Raw genomic sequence first — 26,323 nt, forward strand, 5'->3', positions numbered from 1 at the left:
CTAGCTGCCGATGCGCGGCGTGGCACGCAAACAGCGCCAGCTTCGACGAAGCAGTAGCGACGCACCGGCTGATCGCGGCGATCGAGCAGACGGCGGCGATCGTAAGCACGGTGGCGTTGGCGGACCGACCAGCGTCGACGGCGGGAAAGAGCACAAACGTCAGCGGGACGCGCTATAACGTCCCGGCTCCGTCATTGCGAAGCGGGGCGCGTCGGCTTCAGCGCGCTGCGGGCGTTGCCGCGCATTTCACAATTCCGCTCAACATGTCATTCCGCCATCGGCGATGACCGTCTGCCCCGTGACATAGCCGGCAAGCGGGGAAGCGAGGAACAGGGCGACACCCGCCATCTCCTCAATCGTGCCGAAGCGGTTTAGCGGGATCTCCGCCAACGATCGCGCGCGCCGTTCCGGATTGTCCATCGTCACCTTGGTCATTTTGGTATCGACCAGGCTTGGCGCGAGGCCGTTGACCCGCACGCCATCGGCAGCCCAAGCCTTTGCGAACGTCTTGACCAAGCTCACCGCCCCCGCTTTAGAGGCGGCGTAGGCCGGGTTTCCGTGAAGACCTGTGAAGGCACCAACTGAGCTTACGATGATCATCGATCCGCCAGCGGCCTTGATTGCGTCTTCGCATCGCATCGCAATCTGCATGATGCTGCTCAGGTTGATGTCGATGACTTCCTGCCAGCCATCCATTTCAAACTCCTGGCGGCGATAGCGTACCGCGCCTTGGGACTGGACGAGCACGTTGATCGGCCCCCCAGGCAACGGCGCCGCGGCGATCGCGTTGGCACTGGACACATCGACTTGCGTATAACTGAGGCCGCCGAGGTCCGAACCGTCGATTCCGCGATAGTCGTCGGCGGAAGGCCGCGTGCCCCAGACGTGCACCGTTGCACCACAGGCGCGAAATCCCTGGGCAATGCCGTTGCCGATCCCGCTGGATCCGCCAACGACCAACACAGTGTTCCCCGAAAAATTTAGCTTGCTCGCGATTGAGGCGCCCACAGCTTTCTGTGCGCCAGTGCGACCATCACCGTTTGTCATTCGCCGCCTATCCAAGCATGTCAGCAAAGGTTGCAGCAGTCGATTAAATGACTAATGTATAAATGCAAGGAGCTGGGTTTGCGAGTGAGGCAGTGCCTCTGCTAGCATCTGGTTGAACAGGAGGATGCATGAACAGACTGAATCACACAGACGCCCGTCCGCCGTACTGATCCGATCTGTCATGCTGAGCATCCATACGTTCGTTCGACATTGGGCAGCCGTGCGGCCAGCAACCGTAGCGATGATCGACCAGGGCCGGGTGATAACCTACGAGATGCTGGATCTTCTTACGCGAAAACTGGGTGCAGCCTTGGCAGCCCGCGGCGTCACTCACGGCGACCGGGTCATTTGGTACGGCAAGAACGCTGACCTGTATTTTCAATTACTCTATGCCGCGAACTGGATCGGCGCGATCATCGTCCCGGTAGGCTGGCGACTGACACCGGCCGAAGTCCAGTTTATCGTGCAGGATGTCGAGCCGAAGATCATCGTTGCCGAGGCAGACTTCATCGAAGCCGCGCATGCCATCACGTCGGACAAGCTTCAGCGGGTGATCGTAGTCGCTGCCGATACGGTCCGGGCGTGGATGACGGCGATCCGGGCGGGTGAATTCGAAGGCGCGGCCCCCGACGAGCCGGTGCTGCAACTCTACACGTCCGGCACTACTGGGGCGCCGAAAGGCGCGGTCCTGAGTTCTCGCAACCTCTTCTGCCTGCGCGAACCTGCGATCACCGCCGGCGTGCCGTGGGCCAAATGGCGCGAGGACGAAGCGCTGCTCATCGGTATGCCTTGCGCGCACATCGGTGGGACAGGAATGGGCACGATGGCGCTGGGGGCCGGCATTCCCGCGATCATTCAGCCCGAATTCTCGGCGGAGGGTACCCTGGCCGCGATCGGCGCTGGCGTGACGCGGATCTTCCTCGTGCCTGCCGCTCTGCAAATGGTAATCAATCATGCCGATGCCGCCGCCACAGATTTTTCCCGGTTGGCCTATATCCTCTACGGTGCGGCACCGATGCCGCTGCCTCTATTGCAGCGCGCGATGTCGGTCATTCCGAATGCTGGATTCCTGCAATATTACGGCTTGACCGAAACCACGGGAGCCGTCGTCGTCCTGCCGCCCAGCGATCACGATACCGCACGCCCCGAGCGACTGCGATCGGCGGGGCGGGCAGCGCCCGGTGTCGAATGCCGGATCGTGGACGCTGACGGTGCCCCGGTAGCCATGGGAGAAGTCGGTGAGATCGTGATCCGCTCCGACGCCAACATGCTGGGCTATTGGCGCCGACCAGCCGAAACAGCTGCAACTAGGTTTCCTGATCGATGGCTGCGTACCGGCGATGCCGCCCGTATGGATGCTGATGGATTTATCTACATCCAAGATCGGATCAAGGACGTGATCATTTCGGGCGGGGAGAATGTCTATCCGGCCGAGGTGGAAAGCGCGCTACAGGGGCATCCCGATCTTGCTGAGGTCGCCGTCATAGGTGTTCCCGATGTGAAATGGGGGGAGGCAGTAAAAGCTTGCGTTGTGCTACGCGCCGGGCGACGGCTGGACGGGCCGGCCGTGCTGGCCTGGGCGCGCACCCAGATCGCTGCCTACAAGGTGCCGAAATCGATCGACGTCGTCGAAGTGCTGCCACGCAACGCGGCAGGGAAGATCCTCCGTCGCGAACTACGCGCGCCGTACTGGGCCGACCATGATCGCCAGGTGAACTGAAACGCGCACCGGCCAGGGTGAGACACCCCATCTTGGGAATGACGGAACCTCTTTCTGGCAAGTCTTCGGACGCAACCGAGTTTGTTCACGATAGAGAGCCACGGCTGCCATTCGATCTTGCTGATCTTGCCAACTGGATGGACTCGCAAGGGCTTGAATCCGGGCCCTTCGCCAATTGCCGCCTGCTGACCGGCGGAACGCAAAACCTGCTGTTCCGCTTTTCGCGGGGCAGTAGAAGCTATGTGCTTCGGCAGCCTCCGCATAGCGGTGGGGATCGAGCGAACGAAACAATGCGGCGCGAAGCGCGCGTCCTTGGCGCGCTTGCGGGCACATCGGTGCCACACGCAGGCTTGATTGCGGCATGCAGCAATCCCGACGTGCTCGGCGCTGCCTTTTACCTGATGGAGCCAATGGACGGATTTGACGCCTTTTCCGGCTTGCCCGCACGCCATGCGGCCAGCCCGGACATCCGTCGCCGAATGGGCTTTGCGTTGGCGGAGGCAGCGGCAGACCTCGGCAATCTCGATTAACAGGCGATCGGTCTCGAAGGGTTCGGAAAGCCAGACAATTTTTTGGGGCGGCAGGTCGCGCGGTGGCGCGCGCAGCTGGAATCCTACGCCAACTTCGAATGCTGGCCCGGGGTGACGCAATTTCCCGGGATTGACGACATCGCCGACTGGCTCAGCCGGGCTCGCGCTGATGGCGATCGGCCTCCGCCTGAACGGCTTTGCCCACAAGCTATTCGAACGGGCGCTGACGTGGATCAATGCCGACCGGGGCGGCCCCCCCCCCGCCTAGCATTGTTCGAACCGTCGTACCTGAGCATCGTTAACGCACGGGCATGTCGAGATATTCCTTGATCTTCAGCTTGGCGAGCTGGGACATGTGCACCTCGTCCGGACCATCCGCCATGCGCACCATGCGGTTGATGGCGAAGAGACGCGCGATCGGCGTATCGTCGCTTAATCCCATCGCGCCCAATGCCTGAACCGCACGATCGATTACCCGCTGTGCCATCCGCGGCGCGACGACTTTGATCGCAGCGATCAGGTCCTTGGCGACCTTGTTGCCGTAACGGTCCATTGCGTCTGCAGCCTTGAGTGTCAGCAAACGTGCCTGTTCGATTTCGCAATATGAATCCGCGATATTCTGGCGGATGCCCGCCTGTTCTGACAGCTTTCGGCCAAAGGCCACACGATGTTCGACATGGCGCGCCATGATGTCGAGCGCGCGTTGCGCCTGACCGATTGATCGCATGCAGTGAAGGATGCGTCCGGGCCCAAGACGTCCCTGCGCGATTTCAAACCCGCGGCCCTCGCCCAGGATCAGGGTTTCGCGCGGCACGCGAACATTATCAAACCTAAGTTCGGATTCGCCGCCGGGCGAATTCAACCGCCCAAGCACGCTTTGCTGGCGAACATGCACGACGCCTGGCGTGTTGCGCGGCACGATGATCGTCGAATGCTGCTGATGACGTGGATTTTCAGCCAGGGTCTTGCCCATGACGAGCAGCACCTGGCAGGCGGGATGTCGGAAATTCGAAATCCACCATTTGCGGCCGTTCAACACATAATCGTCGCCATCGGGCAGGATGCTGAGTTCGATGTTCGTTGCGTCGGACGATGCGATCTGCGGTTCGGTCATCACATAGGCAGAACGAATCTTTCAGTCGAGCAGCGGCTGGAGCCACTGCTTCTGCTGTTCCGGCGTACCGAACTTGGCAAGCACCTCCATATTTCCGGTGTCCGGCGCGGAGCAGTTGAATACGATGCTCGCCCACGGCACGCGTCCCGTCATTTCGGCGAGTGGCGCATATTCGAGGTTCGACAGGCCGGGGCTGAAGGCGCCATATTCGTGCGGCAGGAACAGGTTCCACAGGCCCTCGGCTCGCGCGTGCGCCTTCAATGCCTCCATCCCCGGCCATTCCTGCCATAGGTTGGCATGATTCTCGTAAACCCCCCCAACCTCCTGTTCGGCCGGAAAGATCCGCTCCTCCATGAACGCCGCCAGTTTCGCCTGGAGCTGCTTGACCTTGTCGCTGAACTCGAAATCCATTGCGTTTCCTCAATCTGTTTCGACACCGATCGCGTATGGCCGCCGCTAGATCAGGCGATCAGGGCAGCGGCAGCGCGCGCCCGGCGATCTGCTCCACCATCCGCCACATGCGGTCGGCAGCCTCGGGGTCCAGCGCGTGAGCCATGACGCCATCGCGTGTTGCTCGCGGCGCGCTCACGACATCGGCGATGCGGTTATCCTCGAGATAGAGCGGCCCTTTGCCTGCAAGGCTGGGATCCGTCGCGGCGTACACCGTCGTCGCGGCGCCGCGCGCAATGTCCTTGCGCATCAGCCAGTATTCGGGATTTTTGGGATCCGAGTTAGGGCCAAGCTTGGCGCGCGACTCGGGCGTGACCGAGCGGATTAGTTCGGTGGTAATCATTCCGGGATGTACTGCTAGGGCAGCAACGCCGTGCTGTCTCAACGCTCTTGCTGCCTTCACAGCAAGCAGTGCCGATCCCGTCTTGGACTGCCCATAAGCGGTCCATTCGTCATAGGTACCAGCTTCGAAATTGAGGTCATCGAAGCGGATCGGCGAAAGTTGGTGGGCGAGCGAACTCAGCGAGACATATCGGGCGTTCTTCGCCGCGACCAGCGCATTGGCCAGGCGGCTGAGCAGAACGGCATGCCCCACGACGTTCGTCATGAACTGGGATTCGATCCCCTCCGGCGAGAGCTGCTGCGGTCCTGCCATGATGCCTGCATTTGCAATCAGCAGGTCCACAGGGCGGCCGAGTGCGAGCACCGCATCGGCGAACCTATCCACGCTCGCGACCGACATGAGGTCCACCGGCACGCCGAGAGCGGTCGCGCCGGAGTTCTGCAACTCGTTAACGGCCGCGCGTAGGACAGCCTCACGCCTGCCGGTGATGATCACGTTCGCGCCTGCCAGCGCCAGCACTCTGGCCGTCTCAAAACCCAAGCCGACCGAACCACCGGTGATCACAGTCAGTTTGCCGGTCAGATCGACCGCTGCGGCGATGGTCCCGGCTGAAGTGTCCCGATCATAACGGCTGGCAATCCTCTCCTGCTGCTGCATGCGTCGTCCCGTTCGATGGCGGCCCTTTATCTCGCGTGCGTCGTTTAATCGATCATATAATATTGTGCAACCCCATCATGGACGCCGGGAATTTGTCATGGGCGGCGCTTTCACAGTGCTCGCCGAAATACCAGTTGCCAAAGGCGATATCGCGTCTTAAATGATCGACTAGTTAGATAGTAGAGGTCGAAAATTGGCATGGCTGAAGCGGTCATCATTGACGCCGTCCGTACTCCCCGCGGAATCGGCAAAGTTGGCAAGGGTGCGCTGGCAGCGTTGCACCCGCAGCATCTGGCTGCGACGGTATTGCGTGCCATCGCGGATCGGAACCGGCTTAATACGGCGGATGTCGACGACATCATCTGGTCAACTTCTAGCCAGCGTGGCAAGCAGGGTGGCGATCTGGCCCGCATGGCAGCGCTTGATGCAGGTTATGAAATCACGGCCAGCGGCGTGACCCTCGACCGGTTCTGCGGCGGCGGCATTTCGAGCGTGGCGCTGGCAGCGGCCCAGGTCATGAGCGGCATGGAAGATGTCGTCATCGCCGGCGGGACGGAAATGATGAGTTACACGTCGGCCCTGGCACAGGAGGATGCCGCCGCCGGCCTGCCGCCAACCCTGATGGGGTCGATGAACGAGCGGCTCGATACCGTGCATCCGCAATCACATCAGGGTGTGTGCGGAGACGCTATCGCCTCGCTCGAAGAGATTGATCGCCAAGCACTGGACGCGTTTGGACTCGAGAGCCAGCGCAGGGCGGCCGCAGCGATCGCCGAGGGGCGTTTCGACAAGTCGATCGTGCCGGTAACTGATGGCGATGGAAAGGTGCTGCTGGCTAAGGACGAGTACCCGCGGCCGGAGACGACGGCCGAGGGGCTCGCTCAGCTCAAGCCGGCCTTTGCTGGACTTGCAGACTATCCGTATGATGAGAGCGGTGCGACGTTCCGCGGGCAGATTACCCGCCGCTATCCCGATCTTAAGATTGAGCCTGTCCATCATGCAGGAAACTCGTCCGGGGTAGTGGACGGTGCCGCTGCGGTGTTGGTCACGTCCCGTGACTATGCCGAAGCGCATGGCTTGAAGCCGCGTGCGCGGATCGTCGCGACGGCGAACATGGGCGACGATCCGACCTTGATGCTCAATGCACCGGTGCCGGCGGCGCGTAAGGTGCTGGCGCGGGCGGGCTTGACCAAGGACGATATTGACCTGTGGGAGATCAATGAGGCATTCGCGGTGGTGGCCGAGAAGTTCATCCGCGACCTGAAGCTCGATCGTGCAAAGGTGAACGTCAATGGCGGCTCGATCGCCCTGGGCCATCCGATCGGTGCCACCGGAGCTATCCTGATCGGCACGGTGCTTGACGAACTGGAGCGCACTGGCGGTCGCTACGGCTTAGTCACGATGTGCGCGGCCGGCGGCATGGCCCCTGCAATCATCATCGAGCGGATCGCAGCCTGAGGCGCGGCCGACAATTATTAGCGGGGATATCATGCAGCTTAACGAAAACATCGCCGCAATCGTGACCGGGGGTGCGTCCGGCCTTGGCGAGGCAACGGTGCGGGCACTGGCGGCGAAGGGCGCGAAGGTTACGATCTTCGACTTGCAGGAAGACAAGGGGCAAGCACTTGCCGACGAGGTCGGCGGCCTCTTCTGCAAAATCGACGTGACGAAGGACGATAGTGTCGCAGCAGGCTTCGCCGCGGCGCGCGCAGCGCATGGGCAGGAACGTATATTGGTCTGTTGCGCCGGAATCGGTGTCGCGATCAAGACGGCCAGCCGGTCGAAAGAGGATGGCAGCACTAAGTTCTTCCCGTCGAGCGAGTTCGAGCGGATCATCCAGGTCAACTTGGTCGGGACGTTCCGCTGCGTGTCGCAATCGGCAGCCGGCATGTTGTCACTTGATCCACTTTCGTCGCTAAACGATCGCGGTGTGATCATCATGACGGCATCAGTCGCGGCCGAGGATGGGCAGATCGGTCAGGCTGCATATGCCGCGTCAAAGGGCGGGGTGGTCAGTCTGACGCTGCCGGTTGCGCGCGATCTGATGGATGCTGGGATCCGTGTGAATACCATCCTGCCCGGTATCTTTACGACGCCATTGATGCAGTCTGCAGGTGAAAAAGTCGTTGAAGCGTTATCCGCTTCGGTGCCCTTCCCCAAACGCCTGGGCCGTCCCGACGAATATGCTCAGCTTGCTCTTGCCATGGTCGAGAATGACTATTTCAACGGCGAGGATGTCCGTCTGGACGGTGGCATCCGTATGGCGCCACGCTGATCATGGCTGGCGTGTTCGATACGCCTGCAGGGTGGATGGACGAGGAACTCGCCATCTTCGAGGATTCGGTAACGCGGTTCCTGGCTGACAGGATGCCCGCGAGCCGGGCGGCTAAGTGGCGCGCGGACGGCGAAGTCGAACTGGATGCGTGGCGCGAAGCCGCGCAGGCCGGCCTGATCGGCCTCTCGATCGCGCCTGAATTCGGCGGGGCCGGGGGGGATTTCAGGCACGAGGCGGTGCTGATCCGGCGCTTGGGGCTGGCCGGCCTAGACGGTTGGGGGCTGCCCCTGCACAATGTGATTATCGGCGGCTACATCCAGAATTACGGCTCGGCGGAGCAGAAGCGTCGTTGGTTGCCGGGGATCGTGTCGGGCGAAACAATCGGCGCGATCGCAATGACCGAACCCGGCACGGGGTCCGACTTGCAGGGAATCCGCACCACCGCACGTCGTAGTGGCAATGGCTATGCGATCGATGGCCAGAAGACGTTCATCACGAATGGCCAGCAGGCTGACTTGATCATCACCGTGGCGAAGACCGATCCGAATGCGGGCAGCAAGGGTATTTCGCTGATCGTGGTGGAAGCTGCGGGTGCCGACGGGTTCACGCGAGGCCGCAACCTCGACAAGATCGGTATGGAGATGGGCGACACGTCCGAGCTGCATTTCGACGGAGTGCAGGTTCCGGCGGATAACGTTCTGGGCGGCAGCGAAGGACTCGGCATGGCGCAGCTGATGAAGGAGCTGCCCAAGGAACGGCTGATGATCGCGATCGAAAGCATGGCCATCATCGAGGCAGCCATGAACGTGACGCTCGATTACGTGCGAGAACGGAGCGCGTTCGGCAAGCGCATCCTGGATTTTCAGAACACGCAGTTTACGCTGGCCGAGTGCAAAACGGACGCCGTTATCGGGCGGCTGTTCGTCGATGACTGCATCGCGAAGCTGGCATCCGGGTCGCTCGATGCAATGACCGCCAGCATGGCGAAATACTGGACGTCCGAACGCGCGCAGACCATCGTCGATCGCTGCCAGCAATTTTTCGGCGGCTATGGCTATATGGACGAGTATCGCATCGCGCAGTTGTACAAGGATGTGCGGGTCAAGCGCATCTATGGCGGCACGACGGAGATCATGAAGCTGCTGATCGCGCGGACGCTGGACAACTAAGGGTGGATTATCAGACCATCAGCTATGCGGTCGAGGATCAGATCGCGACGATCACCCTGAACCGGCCTGACAAGCTCAATGCTTTCACGAACCGCATGATGGAAGAAGTCATCGACGCGATCGATCGTGTCGATGCTGATGACACGGTTCGCGCGGTCATCTTCACGGGTGCCGGGCGCGCCTATTGCGCCGGTGCTGATCTTTCCGCCGGCGCGTCGGCTTTCGATGTCGATGGCGTCGTCAATCCAGACGGCTCGCTGAACTATGCTAGCGAGGCGGCGCGGGATGGCGGCGGCCGGATCACCTTGCGGCTGTTACAGTGTTTGAAGCCGATGATCGCCGCGATCAACGGCCCAGCGGTCGGGATCGGCGTCACCATGACGCTACCGATGGATATTCGCATCGCTAGCGATACCGCGCGGTTCGGCTTCGTGTTCGCGCGACGGGGCATCGTGAATGAAGCCGCCTCTGCGTATTTTCTGCCTCGTGTGGTCGGTCTGTCCCAGGCGCTTGAATGGTGCACGACCGGCCGTGTGTTCGATGCGGCCGAAGCGCTGGCTGGGGGGCTGGTACGATCTGTCCATGCGCCGGATGAGTTATTGCCGGCCGCGCGCGTGCTGGCGCGAGAAATCGCGGATCATACATCGCCTGTATCGGTTGCCTTGATTCGTCAGATGTTGTGGCGCGGGGTGGACATGTCCCACCCGATGGAAGCGCATAAGCTGGACAGCCGCGCGATCCTTTCGCGAGGCCGTAGCCGTGATGTGGCGGAAGGTGTCAGCGCGTTTTTCGAGAAGCGCCCGGCGCGATTTCCGGACAGGGTGTCGCGCGATATGCCGGACTTTTATCCTTGGTGGGAAGAGCCGTCCTATGACTGATTTGTCGCTGACGGCGCATGTGATGCCACGCCGTCGCCTTTGGAACAGAAATGTGGGGAAGCTGAAGTGATCAGCACGAGATTCACCGAATTGTTCGGGGTCGAACATCCAATCGCACAGGGCGGAATGCAGTGGGTCGGCACGGCCGAGCTTGTCTCTGCAGTGGCGAATGCGGGCGCGCTGGGGTTCCTGACCGCTTTGACCCAGCCGACGCCCGAGGCGCTGGTGCGCGAGATTGCCCGCACGCGCGATATGACGGACCGACCGTTTGGTGTGAACCTCACTATCCTTCCCTCGATCACGCCACCACCATATGACGAATACCGCCGCGCGATCATCGAAAGTGGCATCACCGCAGTCGAGACGGCTGGCTACAAGCCGCAAGAGCATGTCGATGCGTTTAAGGTGGCGGGCGTCAAAGTCATCCACAAGTGCACGGCGGTCCGCCATGCGCTGGCGGCGGAGCGAATGGGGGTCGATGCGATTTCAATCGACGGTTTCGAATGCGCAGGCCATCCTGGAGAGGACGATATTCCTGGGCTGGTGCTGATTCCGGCGGCGGCTGACCGGGTGAAAGTGCCGATGCTGGCGTCCGGCGGATTTGGCGACGGCCGTGGCTTAGTTGCTGCGCTCGCGCTGGGTGCGGAAGGGATCAACATGGGCTCGCGCTTCTGCGCGACGGTTGAGGCGCCGATTCATGACGGCATCAAGCAGGCGATCCTGACCAATGACGAGCGGGCGACCGAACTGCTGTTCCGCAGCTACCGCAACACCGCCCGGGTGGCCAAGAACATGGTGGCGGTCGAAGCGGTGAAGATCGAGCGTGAGGGCAACCCGTTCGAATCGATCGCACATCTCGTCAAGGGTGCCAGGGGCCGTGAGGGCCTCGTCAATGGCAATCCCGATCACGGGATCTGGACCATTGGGCTAGTCCAGGGGCTGATCCACGATATTCCGACGGTCAAGAACTTGGTTGATCGCATCATCGCTGAAGCCGAGGACATCATCGATGGGCGTCTTGCCCGACTGCGCGCCCCCTCCGAAGCGGTGCCAGCCTGATGGACATGCGCTGGTCGCCCGAAGAGTTGGCGTTTCGCGACGAGGTTCGTGATTTTCTGGCAGACAAGCTGACGGACGAGATCCGCGAGTGCGGCATGCTGATGACCAGCGTCTACGCCGATCACGAACGCTCCATGCAGTGGCAGCAGATCCTGTACGAGAAAGGCTGGGCGGGACCGGCTTGGCCAAAGCAATATGGCGGTGCTGACTGGACGCCGGTGCAGCGCTACATCTACACGGTCGAGCGGGTCCGCGCTGGCGCGCCACCGGTATCGCCAATGGGCATCCAAATGTGCGCGCCCGCGCTGTTAGGGTTCGGTACGCAGGCGCAAAAGGACTTTTTCCTTCCTCGGATGCTGACGGGCGAACATTTCTGGTGCCAGGGCTATTCCGAGCCAGGAGCCGGATCGGATCTTGCCTCGTTGCAGACCAGCGCCGCCGATGACGGTGATTTCCTGATCTGCAACGGCCAGAAGATCTGGAACACGCACGCCAACGTGGCGAACTGGGGATTCTTCCTGGTACGGACGGGCAAATATGATCGTCCGCAAAAGGGCATCACCTTTCTGCTGATCGACATGAATACGCCCGGCGTATCGGTTCGCCCGATCATTTCGTACACGGGCGAGCATCTGCAGAACGAAATCTTTCTGGATAACGTCCGAGTACCTAAAGCGAACGTAATTGGGGAAATCGACCAGGGCTGGACCGTCGCCAAATATCTGCTCGAGTTCGAGCGCGGCGGCGTGGCCTATGCGCCAGAACTGCAGGTGCGGCTCGACCAGATTGTCGACGCGGCGCGCGAGACGCCAACAGGCGGCGGCGGCACGCTGATGGACGATCCGACATTTGCGGTCCAGATCGCGGCGGCCCGAGTCGAGATCAACGCACTCGAGGCCTTTGAATTCCGTGTCATGAATGCTGAAGGGCGCGGTGACGTACCGATCGCAGCTGCATCGGCAATGAAAATCCGTGGTACCGAACTCCAGCAGCTTACGACCGAACTGGGCATGCGTGTCGCGGGACGTTACGCGATGGCGTATCAACCCGCCGCCGGATTACCCGGAGGCCCGGTGACCTATCCTCATCAACCAGACTATATCGGTCCCCAATTCGCCGCACTTGCCCCGCTACGCTACCTGAACGAACGAGCGGGATCGATCTATGCCGGGTCGAACGAGATCCAGCGCAACATCATCGCCAAGGCACTTGGGTTGTGATTAACCACATCTCTCGAACGATCCATACTGGCCGGCGACTCCAGGCAGGAAGGAAAGTCGACAACATGACGATATTGAAACTGGTCGAGATCAATCTTCAGCCGGATCGCTTCGAGGAAGGCGTTGCCGCGTTGAAGGGCGTGTGCGATGCGGTGCGTGCGAACGAGCCAGGATGCGTCTATATCGCGCCCTATTCGCTAGGCGCGAACCCGGTCACCGTGGTTGAAGTCTACGCCGACGAGGCCGCGGTGAAGGTCCACAACAAGAGCGAGCCGGTGCTGGGTGCTATCAAGCAGCTCGCGCCGCTGCTGGCGGGCGCGCCATCGGTAAGGGAACTGACGGAATGTTGAGCCAGTGCTTGGCCAAATCGTGTCGCTTCGGAGCGTTGCGGCGCTGACCCCGAACGAGCCAAAACGGTGGTCGAAGCGGCCCAGTCCAAAGATAGCGTGAGAGGATGCAAGATGCTTGACGGAAAGGTTTATGTAGTTACCGGCGGGGCGGCCGGTATCGGTGAGGCCTGCGCACGTGCGATCTCCGCTTCCGGGGGGCATGTCGTGATTGGTGATCTGGACCTTGATTCTGCGGAGCAGCTCGCGGCGGAACTGTCGGACAATGGGCAAAAGGCGATCGGGGTTCGCTGCGATGTGGCGCGAGAGGAAGATCTGGAACAACTGATCCGGACCGCAACGTCGGCGTTCGGACGGCTAGACGGCGCGGTGAATAACGCCGGCGGCGTCCCGCCTCGCGCCGAAATTGCTGCAGCCGAATGGAGCGTCTGGCGCCATCATGTGGATGTCCATCTGTTCGGCACCGTCTTTGCAATGAAGCACGAGATCCGCGCGATCCGCGCGACATCGAAGACAGGCGCCATCGTCAACATGTCATCGCGCGCCGGGCTGGACGGCGTCCGCGAAATCGGTCCCTATGTCGCGTCGAAATGGGCTATATTGGGCGTCACAAAGACCGCCGCACTGGAATGCGCGGAGGAAAATATCCGCGTCAACGCGATCTGCCCAGGTCTGATCGCGACGCCAATGGTCCGCCGTCAGATCGGAGCGATGGATCCCAAGGATGCGGCCGGAGCGCCAATGTGCCGCGCCGGCGAGCCGTCGGAAATCGCATCCGCGGCGTTATGGTTCCTGTCACCGGGTTCGTCCTACGTGACCGGCACCCATCTTTCAGTGGACGGCGGAATCATGGCCGGTCCAGTCGGCATCCGTCCGGCATCGGGCGGCTCGTGACCTGGTTCGGTTGGGGTTTGGCCGTCTGACCCCGGTGGCGAAGGACTGGATCGGAGGAAGTTGCCTTGCTGTTTGACAGCGTCATTTCCACCCGCCGCAGCATTCGCGGATATCGGCCCGATCCCGTCCCGCTGACGGTGATCCGGGAGATACTCACTCTGGCGATGCGCGTGCCCTCGTCATACAATAGCCAGCCCTATCATTTTCATGTGCTGACCGGGGATATGCTCGATCGCATTCGCAGCGAGAGTGTTGCCAGCATTGTGGCGGGATCGCCTGATGCCAGAGAATTCCGCGCTGGCCAGCCTTATGCCGGCGTGCATCGCGAGCGGCAGATCGGCGTAGCCAAGCAGCTGTTTGCGGCGATGGGCATTGCCCGAGACGATACAGCTCGCCGCGACGACTGGGTTTTGCGCGGCTTTCGCCAGTTCGATGCACCGGTCTGTATCATCATTACCTATGACCGGCAGTTGCATGACAATGACGACGCGGCGTTCGACTGTGGCGCGGTTGCCACCATGCTTGTCCACGCGGCCTGGTCGCGCGGCCTAGGTAGCGTGATCAACAGTCAGGGCATCATGCAATCGCCAGTCGTGCGTCGGCATGCCGCGATCCCCGATGACCAGGTCATCATGAAGAGCATCGCGCTCGGTTGGCCGGACGAGGCGTTTGCTGCGAACGCTGTAGTCTCGGAGCGCCGCACAGTGGACGAAGCGGCCAGCTTTATTGGGTTCGACGACTGATCGCAGCGCTCCTGAGGCCGCGGCATGTTTTGCCGCAGCGGCTAAGCTCCAGTTGCGCGCACCAAGTCTGCCCGCACGGTCCGTGCCGCGAGAAAATAGTGAGCAGCACCCCAGCAATAGAGCAATGCGGCGCACATGATGGCGATAGCCAAGCCGTTCGCTCCGTAATGCGGCGTCAGGACGTCGCTAAGCGATCCTACGAACTGCGGGCCGAGGCTTGCTCCGACGAAATAGGACATGAACAGATAGGCGGCAGAGGCGGTGCCACGCATGCGCGCGCCGACCAGCGACTGCAGCAAGGCCAGCGTGGGGCCATAGGTCGCCATGCTGCTGAAAGCCCACATACAGACACCGATCGTGATTCCGATCGGTCCGGTCGCGAGTGCCATGCCGATGATCGAAGCGCACGAGACCAGGCTGACGATCGAGCAGAACCACGGCCGCCATCGTTCGTCACGGCGCGCAAGACGATCGACAATCGCGCCGCTCAGCACGGTGGCGAACAGGCCGACCACGCCATAGCTTGCCCCCATGAGGAACCCTGCTTCGGCCAGTGAGTAATTGTGTGCGCGCACCAGGAACGAAACGGTGAAAAAGAACAGACCAAGCGATGCGGCCGAGCCAACGATCGTCATGAAGATCAGATGCCGTACGGCACGCTGCGACCACATGAAACGAAGCGTCGCGCGAATGTCGGTTTTGTCCCTGACACCAACTTGCTGCTTGCGCGCCGGCTCGCGCACGAACACCAGCAGCAAGAGGGCTAGAACCAGTCCGGGCACGCCGGCGACCAGGAACAGCGTCCGCCATCCGAACGTCTGGGCGATCCAGGCGCCGGCAAATAGCACCACGATTCCGCCCAGCGGCACACCGGAATAGTAGATCGACATGGCCCGCGCCCGTTGTTCGGGCGGGAAAAGGTCGGAAAGCATGGACAGCATCGAGGGGGTGCCGCCAGCCTCACCTGCACCGACCAGCAAGCGGGTGGCTAATAGCTGCGGGAATGAAGTGACGAACGATGCCAGCAGCGTCATCAAACTGAACAGCCCGGTTGAGGCCGCAAGGATATTTCGCCTGTTCCAGCGGTCCACCATATAGCCCAGGGGAAGCCCTGCCAGCCCGAAGAAGAACGCAAACCCGATGCCCGTCAACAACCCCAGCTGCGTGTCGGACAGTTTGAATTCGTTGCGCAGCGGTTCCAGTGCGACGACCATGATCGATCGATCGACCGACAGCATGACATGCAGCGCCACGAAGATGCAGAGTGCCTTGATTGCGCCTGCCTCGGGCGTGCTTCGCCCCCGATTGTGATCAGCCGGCATGGGATCTCGTCCCTTTCACGCTATTGGTTCTTTGGCCAGGAAGGTTTCAAAGGCGCCAGTCACCGAGCGGTCGATATTGGGGCGCGCGCGATTCACGGAAAGCGAGCAACGCCTCTTTCGAATCAGCATGCCCGCTCATCTTGACGGTGTAGCGTTGCTCGAATTCATAGCCTGAATAGATGTCCATCCATTCGATTTTGTTCAGGATCTGCTTGCCCAGTCGGGATGCCGTTGGGCTGAATGAGGCAATGCGCTGGGCATAGCGATTGGCCGCTTCGAGCAGTGCACCTGATGCATCGACCACAATCGACCCGCCTGCCTGCGCGAAATCGACGGCCTTGATGTGCTCGCCAGTCAAGAACATCCGGCGCACGAGCGGTTGCGGTGCGATGCGCGCGAGGTGCCGTGCGCCGCCCATGACGCCGACGGTCAGTTCGGGCAGACCAAAGCGTGCCTCGGACGCGGCGACTACGAAATCGCACGAGGCGGCAATTGCCAGACCTGTGCCCAGCGCCGCACCCTGCACCGCGCCGATGACCGGCACCGAGCAGTCTTGGATGGCGTAGAATGCCTCGCGCACGCGCCACATCCGTTCCGTGCCGTTCGACGGGGTCATGGTCTGAAATTCGTCCAGATCGTTCCCGGCGCAGAAGTGTTTGCCCGCTCCACTCAGGACGATCACACGAACCTCGCCCAATTGATCGGGGTTCGAGAACAGCTCGTATAGTTCGATGTACATGTCGCGGTTGACGCCGTTCGCTGGCGGGCGGTCCATGACGACCGAGAATACGCCGGCCGATGTCTCTTCGGTTTTGAGGAAGTTGAAACCACTCATGTCGATGTCTCCGATGTCACTTTGCCAGCCGCATCCAATTTGCGATGTTGTTGCGCTGGATTGCCGATGATCCGCCGATGATCGGCATGGCGAGGATGTCGCGGACGTTCCGCTCAATGCCATAGCCGTCGACATAACCATAGGCGCCCATGACCGTCTGTGCGTCCAGAACGATGCTCTTTGCCGTTTCAGTCACGAACAGCTTGGCCATTGACGTTTCCACGCCGCTGCGAATGCGCTCATTGGCTCGCCAGGCCGCATTGTAGGTGAACAACCGTGCGGCATACAGGCGCGTCTGCATGTCGGCGAGCAGATGGCGCACTGTTTGGAATGCAGAAATTGGCTGGCCGAACTGCGATCGCTCCTCGGCATAGTTCCATGCTTCGGTGAGCGCGGCTGAGGCAATGCCCAGGGCCATCGCGGCAACCTCGATCTTCTCGACGTCGAGGCCGGCACCGCTGAGCATCGAGAAGCCCCTGTTGATGCCTTCTTCCTCGCCCATGACCGCTGATACTGGAACGATCACGTCCTCGAACGTCACGTCGGTCGTCGCTGCGCCTTTGAGACCGAGGCCACCGATCTTCTCGATCGTGATGCCCTTGCTGTCGGGCGGGATCAGCAATAGTGACAGGTTGTTCCGCCGGTCTTCCGGGGCGCCGGTCTGCACCAGCGTGTAGATGATGTCGCAAATATCGGCGCCAGAGCAGAAGCGCTTCGATCCATTGACGATGAAATGATCGCCTTGCCGGACCGCGCGGGTGGTGACGCTTGCGAGATCGGCACCGACATTGGGTTCGGTCCAGCCATAGGCAAACAGCATCTTGCCTGCGGCAACGAGCGGCAGCAGCTCTGCCTTCTGCCGCTCGGACCCGCATTCCGACAGGTTCATGCCGGCATAGAACGCATCCATAATATAGGGCACGGCGAGCGCCATGCTGTGCTTGGACAATTCTTCGATCGCCACCACGCCGGCCAGGATGTCGCGGCCTGACCCGCCGTAATCCTCCTCGACCGTAAGCCCCCCCAGTCCAAGCGCCGCCAACTGGTCGAAAATTTCGCGCGGAAACGCATCATCCTTGTCCCACTGGTTGGCCTGCGTGACGCTGATATTGTCCTGACAAAATTTGGAGATTGCATCCTGAATAAGGGACACGTGTTCCGGGAGCTGGAAGTCCATTGTTCTTGACCTTGCTTCTTCAGCGAATTGGACGAGACGCGATTTTCTGTGAGTCCGCTCGCAGGTTCAGATAGCGACCATCTGGCCGCGCCAGCCGGCCAACGCGCGATCGGTCTCATGGTGACCCGTATCGGCGCCCGGCTGACCGGCCGGCGTCAGCGAGAAACGCGGTGCGGCGGCCGGCCGAGTGATGCCGTTGTCGTCGACAAATGTACTGCGCGCGACATTGTGGGGGTGGAGCGGCGCCTCATCCATTGACAGGATCGGGGCAAAGCAGGCGTCGCTGCCTTCCAGCAACTCGCACCATTGCTCACGATCCTTGGTGAGAAAAGCTTCGGCAATCTTCGCGCGGAGCGCAGGCCATTCGCGCTGGTCCATCTGCTTTGACAAATCGATGCCTTCAATCCCGACGCGATTGACCAGCAGCGCATAGAATTGCGGTTCAAGCGCCCCAACCGCGACCCACTTGCCGTCAGCGCACTGATAGGTGTCGTAGAACGGAGCGCCGCCATCAAGCAGATTGTCGGCGCGACGGTCGCTCCAGTTTCCGGTCCCGCGGAAGCCATAGAACAACGATGCCATATACGCCGCGCCGTCGACCATGGCCGCATCGACTACCTGGCCTTCGCCGGTCGCGCGCGCGTGATGCAGCGCGGCGAGCACCCCGGCGACAAGGAACATAGCACCACCGCCGTAATCCGCGACAAAGTTCAGCGGCGGTACCACCTTGTCTTCGGTGCCGATGGTATGCAGGGCGCCTGTCAGCGCCAGATAGTTGATATCGTGCCCAGCGGCGAGCGCCAATGGGCCTTCCTGTCCCCAGCCAGTGATCCGGCCAAACACTAGGCGCGGGTTACGGCCTAGTAGTGCATCAGGGCCAAGCCCCAGCCGCTCCATGACGCCTGGCCGATTGCCTTCGATCGCGATGTCCGCCTCTGCGATCAGTTCAAGGCAGGTTTCGATGTCGGCAGGCGATTTCAGGTCCAGCGCGATCGTGTGACGACCCCGGCGATCGACTTCCCACGCCGTCGGCGGCGACGTTTTGGGGCGCTCGATGCGCAATATTTCGGCACCCATGTCGGATAGCAGCATGGCGGCGAAAGGGCCCGGGCCGAGTCCCGCAAATTCGATGATCTTTACGCCGCTGAGCGGTCCCGTTTTCGTCACCTGGAACTCCCAATCAGATAATTAGATTTCCGCTCAGGCTTCGACCCAATGCGTGGCATCGGCCAAGCTCGCCCGGTCGCTGCGAAAGCCGTTTGCGGGATGATCCCGATCCGCGAAACCGAAGGACGCGCCGCACACGACGTCGCGGTCCGGCGGAATATTGAGCGTCTCCCGAATCAGCGACGAATAGGTGGCGAGCGCCGCTTGCGGGACCATCGCGATTCCAAGGCTTTGCGCAGCCAGCAGCAGCGTACCCATGTAGATGCCACAGTCCAACACCCCATAGACGCCCAGCGCACGCGGCGACGTGAGGATCAGCGCGTGTGGTGCACCGAACAGTCTGAAATTCTCCAATGCCTGCTTGCCCGACGCGACGCGGTCGCCATGGGCAATTCCGACACTGCTATAGAGTTGCCAACCGACCGCGCGCTGCCGCTCCCGATACACGCCCTCATAGGCCGCCGGGAAGGGCAGGTCGGGGTCAAAGCGGTTCTGGCCGACACGCGCGTCTTCTAGTGCGCGTTCATGCAGCGCCGCTCGCAGCCGTTCAGTCCCGGCACCTTGGGTGATCGTGACGTCCCACGGCTGGGAATTGCACCAGCTGGCCGACCGCTGCGCCAGCTCGAGCATCGCTGCAATCAGTTCACGAGGTACAGGTTTCACCTCGAATGCGCGACAGCTATGGCGTTCCCGCAATAGCGCATCGAGCGTCCGAGCGCGGTCGGTCAGCACGTCACCGGTCATGCGAGATGCTTTACGATGCCGTCACGCGAGGATTCAGCGATCGCGGCGGTTAGCGCCTGAATTTTCAGCCCATGACGGAAATCGGGCAATGGCGCGGCCCCATTGGACAAGTCATCCGGAAGCGCGCGGTAGGCGCATGCCATGACGATCGCGGGTCCGACCAGGCTTCGATCCTCGGGGAAATATTGTGCTGGGATCTCAAGCACCTGAGGTGGCTGGCTCCCTCGCGATCCGCTGAGCGTGAGGGGAGCCATCTCCGGCATGCCGTCTGTGGTCAGGATCAACTGCCCCTTGTCACCCACCAGATGGAGACTGAACGGCATCCCGCGCGGCGCAGCCCCAGTAATGTGCGTCGAGAACACGGCGCCAGACGACAATCGGCCGATCGCGGCGAACTGATCGGGCGAACTCATTTCGACCTCGCGCGCCAGGTCCTTGGCAAATACCGATTTCTGCAGGTGCGATACCGTACCGGCAACCGAAACCACATCTCCCGCAAGATAGGTCAGCATATCGAGCGAATGGCCGCCCTTAATCGACAGGACGTTGGCATTCTCACGTTCGTCGAGCGTATAGGTCGCCGCGATCAGGTCATATGCCCAGACGTGCGACTCGAGATACATTGCCGCCGTGCGCAGCTCGCCCAGGTAACCCTCGTCGATCAGCTGTCTCGCATAAGCGACGCCGGGGGCGAAACGCCCTTGCAGACCGGCAATCGTCGGCAGGTTAAGCCGTTCCGCGGTCTCGGTCACACGAAGCGATTCGGCGTCGCCGCGGCCGAACGGCCATTCGCACCATACCGGCTTGCGGGCGTCCAGCGCTGCCTGCACACTTTGGATGTGATAATTCGACCGCACGGAGGCGATGACTAGGTCAACATCAGGGCACGCGGCCAGCGCATCGGCATTATCGAAAGCATGCAGGGCGCCGAGCGCCTCTGCGCTGCGCGTCGCAGATTCCATCGAACGCGTTGAAACGGCGGTGATCTTCATATTGGGCGAGGCAAGTGCCGCTGGAAGGTGACTTTCCTTCCCCCACTTTGCATCGATACTGCCCCCGATTATCCCGACCCGGTGCACCATGAGTTACTTCCTCAGCTTATCTTTTAACATGAAGGCGCGCGCTTTTAGGACGTGGCGCGCTTCGGACGCTGGGCGTCAAATCCCAGGGTGATACCGCCGTCGGCGACAAGCACGGAACCCGTCATGTACGATGACGCTTCCGACAGCAGGAACGCTATAATCGAGCCAATCTCGTCGGGGCGTGCCGGCCGACCCAGCGGTGTCCGGGCCAAGAACACATCTTCCCAATATTCAGGAGATAGTTGCGCCTTCTGGAGGATCGGTGTGTCCACCATGCCCGGCGCAACGCAATTGACGCGGACGCCGTTCATACTCCAGTTGGCGGCCAGCGCCTTGGTCATGCCCACCACCCCCCATTTCGACGCTGTATAGTTGACGCGACTCGGCACCGCGCTGACGCCTGCGATCGAAGAGATCGTTACGATCGAGCCGCGTTGACGAGCTAACATGGCTCGGCCGAAGGCCTGGCAGCAAATAAAGGTCCCTGTCAGATTGACGTCGATGACCGTCCGCCAATCGGCCAGTGAAAGTTCCACGGCCGGTCCCGGGCGGCTCGTACCCGCCGATGTGACTAAACCTGCCACCGCGCCAAGCTCCGATTCGATCCGCTCAGCTACTGACCTGACGGCATCTTCGTCGGTTACGTCAATCGCATAAGCGCGAGCATCGAACCCATCTTGCGTAAGCGCGGCAACTGCGGCGGCACCGGCGCTTTCATCCGTGTCAAGCAGCGCCACGGTCATACCCCCCATCGCTGCCGCTCTCGCTGCCGCTAAGCCGATCCCTGATCCGCCGCCCGTCACGACGCAAATACCAGTGCTGGTCACAACCTCTCCTATGTCGGTTACTCGTGCCTATCCCACGATACACCAGTGGTCAATCGACCGATTAAAAAATATAGCCATAGCCTGACTTATCGACAGACGTGGCGCCCTATTCCAGGCGGAATGTAATCGCTTCATTAAATTTCTTGACGTGACGGTTGAACAGTGCTCTGACAGCAACAAGCAGATGAGGTGATTATGAACGCTGACGCAAAAAATGCCTGGCGGCTGGAGAGCCCGCCTTTCGAAACATGGCACTCGCGCATTGACGAGAAGTCGACGGACAAGCCCGTCGTGATCTCGTGCGACAGCCATGTGAACGAGCCGATGTCCTTCATGGAGATGATCGAACCGGGTTACGAGGATCGCCTTCCTCGATTCGAAACGGACGAGGATGGCAACCAGTGGCTGATCACCGAGGGCTGGACGCCGCAGCTGGTCAAAGTCGCTGAGAGCCGACGCGACCTATTGCCGACGCTCGAGGACTTCGAATCGTACGAGGTTTTGTCGCCGTTCTCTAAGCGGATGGAGGACCAGGACGTTCTGCGTGCCGCCGCTGGGCGTGACATCGAGCAGCGCAAGCGCGATCGCCAGTCGCAAGGCGTCGATTACGAGATCGTGTTCCCGCAAAAGGGGCAGCTTTGCTACGCGACGCCCGACGTGAAGTTCCAGACGGCGATGACACGGGCCTATAACCGCTTCGTCAGGCAATATTTCGCTGACGACTGGCAGCGCTCACTGCCTGCGGCGCTCATTTCGCCGGGCGATGTCCAGACCGCCGTCAAGGAGATCGAATGGGCTGCCGCTGAGGGATTTACCAGCCTGATGCTGCCCAATCGCCCGATCTTTCATCGTGCGACCGAGGCACGATTCCCGCTGGAGTATAACGATAAGAGTTTCGAGCCGCTGTGGGATGCGATCGAGGCGTCCAAGCTGCCGATCGTGCTTCACGTGTCGTCTGGGCAGGACCCGCGCGCCATCGCTGGCGACGGCGGCGCGATCATCAACTATCTTAGCCATTCGATGATCACGCCGATCGAGCCGGTCGTGCAGATGATTTCCTCGGGCGTATTCGAACGGCATCGTGGCCTTCGCCTCGCTACCATCGAAAGCGGGATCGGCTGGGTTCCATGGGTGCTGACCCAGATGGACCATGCGTATCGCGCGCATCACATGTGGGTGCGGCCCGTGATTCCGAACCTGCCCAGCGACTATTACCGCGAGCATTGCTATGCAGCGTTCTTGGATGAGCCGAAGGGCGTGAAGGCGGCGGTCGAGTTCGGACTGGAGGACAATATCCTCTGGTCGAGCGACTACCCGCACCACGAAGGTTCGTTCCCTTATTGTCGCAACAACATGAAGCGCAATCTCGCGGGGTTGAGCGATGCGCAGATCGACAAGATCGTCGGCGGTAACGCGACGCGCATGCTTGGCCTGAAGAATGCGACACCGGAAACTTGACGGCAAAACCGCTGCGAAGGTGATCCGGCTGGGCCGAGTTTGAGTTGGAGAGTGGCGTGAAGGGCAAGGCATTCGTGATCACGGGTGGCGGATCCGGCATCGGCGAGGCGTGCGCGATGGCAATCGCGCACGCCGGAGCCAACGTTGTGATCGGCGATGTCGATCTAGTCGGGGCTCGGCGTGTAGCGGAGGCGGCGCGTGCGTGTGGGGTCGGCGCGGCTGCAGTGCAGTGCGACGTGTCGGTCGAAGCGGAGATCGAGGCGCTGATCGGACGGGCATTGGCCGAGTTCGGTCAGCTTGACGGTGCGGTGAACTGTGCTGGTCCGGTTTTGCCGCGTCAGCAGATTGCCGATGCAGATTGGGACATGTGGCGCAAGCTGACGGACGCGCACCTCTTTGGCACCGTGTTCTCGATGAAGCATGAGATCCAGGCGATCCGCAAATCCTCTGGCCGAGGATCGATTGTCAACATGTCGTCGCGCTCGGGCTTGAACGCCACGCGGGAAATGGGGTCGTACACGGCCGCCAAATGGGCAATTCGTGGCGTCACGAAGACGGTTGCACTCGAATGTGCTGCGGAAGGCATTCGGGTCAACGTGATCTGTCCAGGACTGGTCGTGACGCCCATGGTGCGCCGTCAGATTGGTGACGTGGATCCCGCGCTCGCCGCGGGCGCGCCGATGACGCGCGCGGGTGAACCGTCCGAGATCGCGGACGCCGCAGTCTGGTTGCTGTCAGACCAGTCCTCCTACGTTACCGGGATCGACGTGCCGGTGGACGGTGGCATCATGGCGGGGCCAGCGGCGATCCGCCCAGCAGCGGGCGCGAGCTGACACGGTAACAAACGCAGGCGTGTCGCCATAGTGCGGTGGGCCTTGCCACTATAGCAAATGTCGGTCGGCGGCGTCGTACTGCAACCGTACCGTCTAAATCTTTGAGTGAGAGGGTGGCTATGCTGATACCGATGGTGACGCGGGATCAAGTTGAAGAAAAATACCACAAGCTGGTTTTCGATGGCGAACTGAAGCATGAAGAGAATCGCGATGCATCCAGCTCAAAGCTGATCGGTGTGTTCGGGCACAGCCCGGCACCGCTACTGCACATGGGGCGGTTGGGTCTGTACCTGCGCTGGAAATCGCAGCTGGATCCCCGGCTGCGCCAGCTTGCGATGGTCGCAACCATGAAGGCGTTGCAGTGCGACTATGCCACAATCCAGCATTGCCGGATGTCGATGGTGCATTTCGGCTGCACCGAGGGCGATGTGCGGTATGCATTGGGCGATGGCGAGCCGCGACCGGGAACGCTAGACGAAAAGGTCGTGATGCTTGCGAATGTCGCGGCGACGACCGGTAACGCCCCCAAATGGCTGGTCAAGGAGCTGCACGCGGTGCTTGGCCACCGTGACTTTCTGGATCTGGCGCACTCCATTGGCATCTATCAGCACTTCTGCACGGTGCTAAATCTGGTGGATATCGGTCCGCCCGAAACCCATGACTATAATATCGAAGTCGCGCGGCAGTTCGGATTCACCACGGTTTTCGACCCCGCGGACGAGACGGACTGATGCCACAGTTGGCTGATGTTCCCGGGTTCGCCGGCGTGCACATCCCGTCGCGGGAGGAGTGCGTCGTCCGTTACCTGCTGGAAGACCGGGCGCGGACGATTCCCGATGACGTGTTCGGTCTGTTCGAGGACGACAGCGAATGGACCTTTGCAGAGGCGCTGTCGGATGTACGTGCCGTGGCCGCCGGGCTTCAGGCGCTGGGCGTGCAACAGGGCGACCATGTCGTGGGGTGGTTGCTGAATGGCAAGGAAGCCGTGCTCGCCTGGTTCGCGGTCAACTATCTCGGCGCGATCTACGTGCCGCTCAACATCGGCTACCGCGGCACGCTGCTGGGCCACTGTATCGAGCTGGCGCAAGCGAAGGTTGGCATCGTTCACGCTGGGCTGATCGACCGCCTGAGCGAACTGAAGGCCGCGCCGCTGGAAACGCTCGTGGTCGTAGGGGGCGCGCCGACTTGCGCCATCGAGACGTGCGGCATCGTCGCCTGGGAAAGTCTTGACACCAGCCATGAGCTTGCGCCCCTCGTCGAGCCGATCGAGCCCTGGGATCCGATCCTGATCGTGTTCACGTCGGGCACGACCGGCGCGTCGAAGGGGGTGCTCAATTCCTACGCGCACACCTATCATCAGAATGTCGGCGTATGGTGCATCGACAAGGGTGATCGCTATCTGCTCTATGGTCCGCTTTTTCACGTCGGCGCGGCGGGTACCCTCTACGCCAGTCTCGTGGCAGGTAGCACCTTTGCGCTGCTGGAATCATTCCGCACCAGCGACTTCTGGCCTCAGGTCAAACGGACCCAAGCGACGGGCTGCGCGCTGATCGGGGTCATGCTCGATTTCCTGATCAAGGAAATGGAACATATGGATCGTGAAACGTCGCTGCGCTGGTTGTTGTGCTCCCCACATACGCCGCGCGTCCACGAGTTCGCACGATACTTCAATTTGCGCGTGCATTTCGCCTACAGCGCGACTGAGCTCGCCACGCCAATCATGGCCGACGGGCCGGTGCCGATGGAATCATGCGGGCGGGTTCGCCCGGGGTTCGAAGCGCGGATTGTCGATGCGCATGACTTCCCGCTGCCGGATGGAGAGGCGGGCGAACTTGTCGTGCGCTCAAGCATTCCGTGGGCGATGTTCACCGAATATCAGCACAACCCGGAGGCGACCGCAAAAGCCTGGCGTAACGGATGGTTTCATACCGGCGATATGCTGCGGCAGGATGCGGAGGGTTATTTCTACTTCGTCGGCCGTGTCAAGGACGCCATTCGCCGTCGCGGCGAGAATATCTCAGCGATGGAAGTCGAGGCCGAGATCATGGCATTTCCGGGCATCCGCGAGGCAGCCGTGATCGGCGTGTCGGATGGCGGTTACGAAGAAGAGGTGATGGCTTGCATCAGTGTCTATGAGGGTCACGTCCATGACCCGGCAGCGCTGATCAATTTTCTGACCCCTCGCCTGCCGCATTTCATGGTGCCGCGCTATTTCAGGCTATTGCCGGATTTGCCGAAAACACCGTCCAATCGCATCCAAAAATACGTCCTGCGTGAAGATGGCATCACGGCCGATGCTTGGGACGCCAAGGCGGTCGGTCTGATCGTCAAGCGAGAGAAGCTGAGCGGTCAGTCGCGCTGATGGTCGGGCTTGTGCGTAATTTACAGAAGGACGCGCGCCATCGCACGGTCGACGGCATCGTCCCCGCAGG

The 26,323-nt window shown here is 61.3% G+C and carries 24 protein-coding genes and 1 pseudogene; 15 read left to right on the plus strand and 10 right to left on the minus strand.

Annotated features, from left to right (window positions below; translation table 11 throughout):
* Positions 1-258: 258 nt before the first annotated feature.
* Entirely contained in the window at positions 259-996 is a 738-nt protein-coding gene (locus tag NUH86_RS24025) for an SDR family NAD(P)-dependent oxidoreductase (RefSeq protein WP_267253321.1), read from the minus strand.
* A 232-nt stretch (positions 997-1,228) separates the two neighbouring features.
* Between NUH86_RS24025 and NUH86_RS24030 the strand changes: the two genes are divergently transcribed.
* Together NUH86_RS24030 and NUH86_RS24035 are read left to right on the plus strand one after the other, a co-directional pair.
* Positions 1,229-2,767: a long-chain-fatty-acid--CoA ligase gene (locus tag NUH86_RS24030; protein WP_267253255.1), complete on the plus strand. Its 1,539-nt coding sequence runs from the start codon at positions 1,229-1,231 to the stop codon at positions 2,765-2,767.
* Between the two features lie 137 nt (positions 2,768-2,904).
* Positions 2,905-3,297, plus strand: coding sequence for a phosphotransferase (locus NUH86_RS24035; RefSeq protein WP_267253256.1), 393 nt, complete (start codon positions 2,905-2,907; stop codon positions 3,295-3,297).
* Positions 3,298-3,595: 298 nt separating this feature from the next.
* Here the strand turns inward: NUH86_RS24035 and NUH86_RS24040 are convergent.
* Both NUH86_RS24040 and NUH86_RS24045 read right to left on the minus strand, forming a co-directional pair.
* A pseudogene (locus NUH86_RS24040) lies at positions 3,596-4,822 on the minus strand (acyl-CoA dehydrogenase family protein).
* Between the two features lie 58 nt (positions 4,823-4,880).
* A complete protein-coding gene (locus NUH86_RS24045; protein WP_267253257.1) occupies positions 4,881-5,861 on the minus strand; it encodes an SDR family NAD(P)-dependent oxidoreductase in 981 nt (326 codons plus the stop codon).
* Between the two features lie 198 nt (positions 5,862-6,059).
* Between NUH86_RS24045 and NUH86_RS24050 the strand changes: the two genes are divergently transcribed.
* The 9 genes from NUH86_RS24050 to NUH86_RS24090 all read left to right on the plus strand — a co-directional run bounded on the left by NUH86_RS24050 (position 6,060) and on the right by NUH86_RS24090 (position 14,446).
* Positions 6,060-7,319, plus strand: coding sequence for an acetyl-CoA C-acetyltransferase (locus NUH86_RS24050; protein ID WP_267253258.1), 1,260 nt, complete (start codon positions 6,060-6,062; stop codon positions 7,317-7,319).
* A 31-nt stretch (positions 7,320-7,350) separates the two neighbouring features.
* Positions 7,351-8,136: an SDR family NAD(P)-dependent oxidoreductase gene (locus tag NUH86_RS24055; protein WP_267253259.1), complete on the plus strand. Its 786-nt coding sequence runs from the start codon at positions 7,351-7,353 to the stop codon at positions 8,134-8,136.
* Positions 8,137-8,138: 2 nt separating this feature from the next.
* Positions 8,139-9,305 (plus strand): acyl-CoA dehydrogenase family protein, encoded by a 1,167-nt coding sequence (locus tag NUH86_RS24060; protein WP_267253260.1) that lies wholly within the window; start codon positions 8,139-8,141, stop codon positions 9,303-9,305.
* Between the two features lie 2 nt (positions 9,306-9,307).
* On the plus strand, positions 9,308-10,183 hold the full coding sequence (locus NUH86_RS24065) for a crotonase/enoyl-CoA hydratase family protein (protein WP_267253261.1): 876 nt from the start codon (positions 9,308-9,310) through the stop codon (positions 10,181-10,183).
* Between the two features lie 66 nt (positions 10,184-10,249).
* The gene (locus NUH86_RS24070; protein ID WP_267253311.1) at positions 10,250-11,242 is read left to right on the plus strand and encodes an NAD(P)H-dependent flavin oxidoreductase; all 993 of its coding nucleotides are present in this window, start codon (positions 10,250-10,252) and stop codon (positions 11,240-11,242) included.
* Entirely contained in the window at positions 11,242-12,462 is a 1,221-nt protein-coding gene (locus NUH86_RS24075) for an acyl-CoA dehydrogenase family protein (protein WP_267253262.1), read from the plus strand. The genes NUH86_RS24070 and NUH86_RS24075 overlap by 1 nt, the downstream gene beginning before the upstream one ends.
* 65 nt (positions 12,463-12,527) lie before the next feature.
* Positions 12,528-12,812 (plus strand): putative quinol monooxygenase, encoded by a 285-nt coding sequence (locus tag NUH86_RS24080; RefSeq protein WP_267253263.1) that lies wholly within the window; start codon positions 12,528-12,530, stop codon positions 12,810-12,812.
* Positions 12,813-12,923: 111 nt separating this feature from the next.
* Positions 12,924-13,703, plus strand: a complete 780-nt coding sequence (locus tag NUH86_RS24085; RefSeq protein ID WP_267253264.1) for an SDR family NAD(P)-dependent oxidoreductase — start codon at positions 12,924-12,926, stop codon at positions 13,701-13,703.
* Between the two features lie 65 nt (positions 13,704-13,768).
* Positions 13,769-14,446 carry a nitroreductase gene (locus NUH86_RS24090; protein WP_267253265.1) on the plus strand — a complete coding sequence of 226 codons (678 nt, stop codon included), beginning with the start codon at positions 13,769-13,771 and terminating at the stop codon, positions 14,444-14,446.
* Positions 14,447-14,487: 41 nt separating this feature from the next.
* Here NUH86_RS24090 and NUH86_RS24095 read toward each other — a convergent pair whose 3' ends face one another.
* The 7 genes from NUH86_RS24095 to NUH86_RS24125 all read right to left on the minus strand — a co-directional run bounded on the left by NUH86_RS24095 (position 14,488) and on the right by NUH86_RS24125 (position 21,600).
* Positions 14,488-15,768, minus strand: coding sequence for a spinster family MFS transporter (locus NUH86_RS24095; protein WP_267253266.1), 1,281 nt, complete (start codon positions 15,766-15,768; stop codon positions 14,488-14,490).
* Positions 15,769-15,814: 46 nt separating this feature from the next.
* Positions 15,815-16,603 (minus strand): enoyl-CoA hydratase-related protein, encoded by a 789-nt coding sequence (locus tag NUH86_RS24100; RefSeq protein WP_267253267.1) that lies wholly within the window; start codon positions 16,601-16,603, stop codon positions 15,815-15,817.
* 16 nt (positions 16,604-16,619) lie between these two features.
* A complete protein-coding gene (locus NUH86_RS24105) occupies positions 16,620-17,780 on the minus strand; it encodes an acyl-CoA dehydrogenase family protein (RefSeq protein ID WP_267253268.1) in 1,161 nt (386 codons plus the stop codon).
* Between the two features lie 66 nt (positions 17,781-17,846).
* Complete coding sequence (locus NUH86_RS24110; RefSeq protein ID WP_267253269.1) at positions 17,847-18,947, minus strand: CaiB/BaiF CoA transferase family protein; 1,101 nt, start codon at positions 18,945-18,947, stop codon at positions 17,847-17,849.
* A 33-nt stretch (positions 18,948-18,980) separates the two neighbouring features.
* The gene (locus NUH86_RS24115) at positions 18,981-19,691 is read right to left on the minus strand and encodes a nitroreductase (RefSeq protein WP_267253270.1); all 711 of its coding nucleotides are present in this window, start codon (positions 19,689-19,691) and stop codon (positions 18,981-18,983) included.
* The gene (locus NUH86_RS24120) at positions 19,688-20,773 is read right to left on the minus strand and encodes a Gfo/Idh/MocA family protein (RefSeq protein WP_267253271.1); all 1,086 of its coding nucleotides are present in this window, start codon (positions 20,771-20,773) and stop codon (positions 19,688-19,690) included. The genes NUH86_RS24115 and NUH86_RS24120 overlap by 4 nt, the downstream gene beginning before the upstream one ends.
* Positions 20,774-20,817: 44 nt before the next feature.
* Positions 20,818-21,600 carry an SDR family NAD(P)-dependent oxidoreductase gene (locus tag NUH86_RS24125; protein WP_323749052.1) on the minus strand — a complete coding sequence of 261 codons (783 nt, stop codon included), beginning with the start codon at positions 21,598-21,600 and terminating at the stop codon, positions 20,818-20,820.
* A gap of 195 nt (positions 21,601-21,795) precedes the next feature.
* Between NUH86_RS24125 and NUH86_RS24130 the strand changes: the two genes are divergently transcribed.
* The 4 genes from NUH86_RS24130 (at position 21,796) to NUH86_RS24145 (ending at position 26,253) form a co-directional block, all read left to right on the plus strand.
* A complete protein-coding gene (locus NUH86_RS24130) occupies positions 21,796-23,058 on the plus strand; it encodes an amidohydrolase family protein (RefSeq protein ID WP_267253272.1) in 1,263 nt (420 codons plus the stop codon).
* A 56-nt stretch (positions 23,059-23,114) separates the two neighbouring features.
* Positions 23,115-23,891 (plus strand): SDR family NAD(P)-dependent oxidoreductase, encoded by a 777-nt coding sequence (locus NUH86_RS24135; RefSeq protein ID WP_267253273.1) that lies wholly within the window; start codon positions 23,115-23,117, stop codon positions 23,889-23,891.
* 119 nt (positions 23,892-24,010) lie between these two features.
* Positions 24,011-24,622, plus strand: coding sequence for a carboxymuconolactone decarboxylase family protein (locus NUH86_RS24140; RefSeq protein ID WP_267253274.1), 612 nt, complete (start codon positions 24,011-24,013; stop codon positions 24,620-24,622).
* Positions 24,622-26,253, plus strand: a complete 1,632-nt coding sequence (locus NUH86_RS24145; RefSeq protein ID WP_267253275.1) for an AMP-binding protein — start codon at positions 24,622-24,624, stop codon at positions 26,251-26,253. The genes NUH86_RS24140 and NUH86_RS24145 overlap by 1 nt, the downstream gene beginning before the upstream one ends.
* The last annotated feature ends 70 nt before the right edge of the window (positions 26,254-26,323 follow it).

The sequence above is a fragment of the Sphingobium sp. JS3065 genome, assembly GCF_026427355.1.
Taxonomy (GTDB): Bacteria; Pseudomonadota; Alphaproteobacteria; order Sphingomonadales; family Sphingomonadaceae; genus Sphingobium.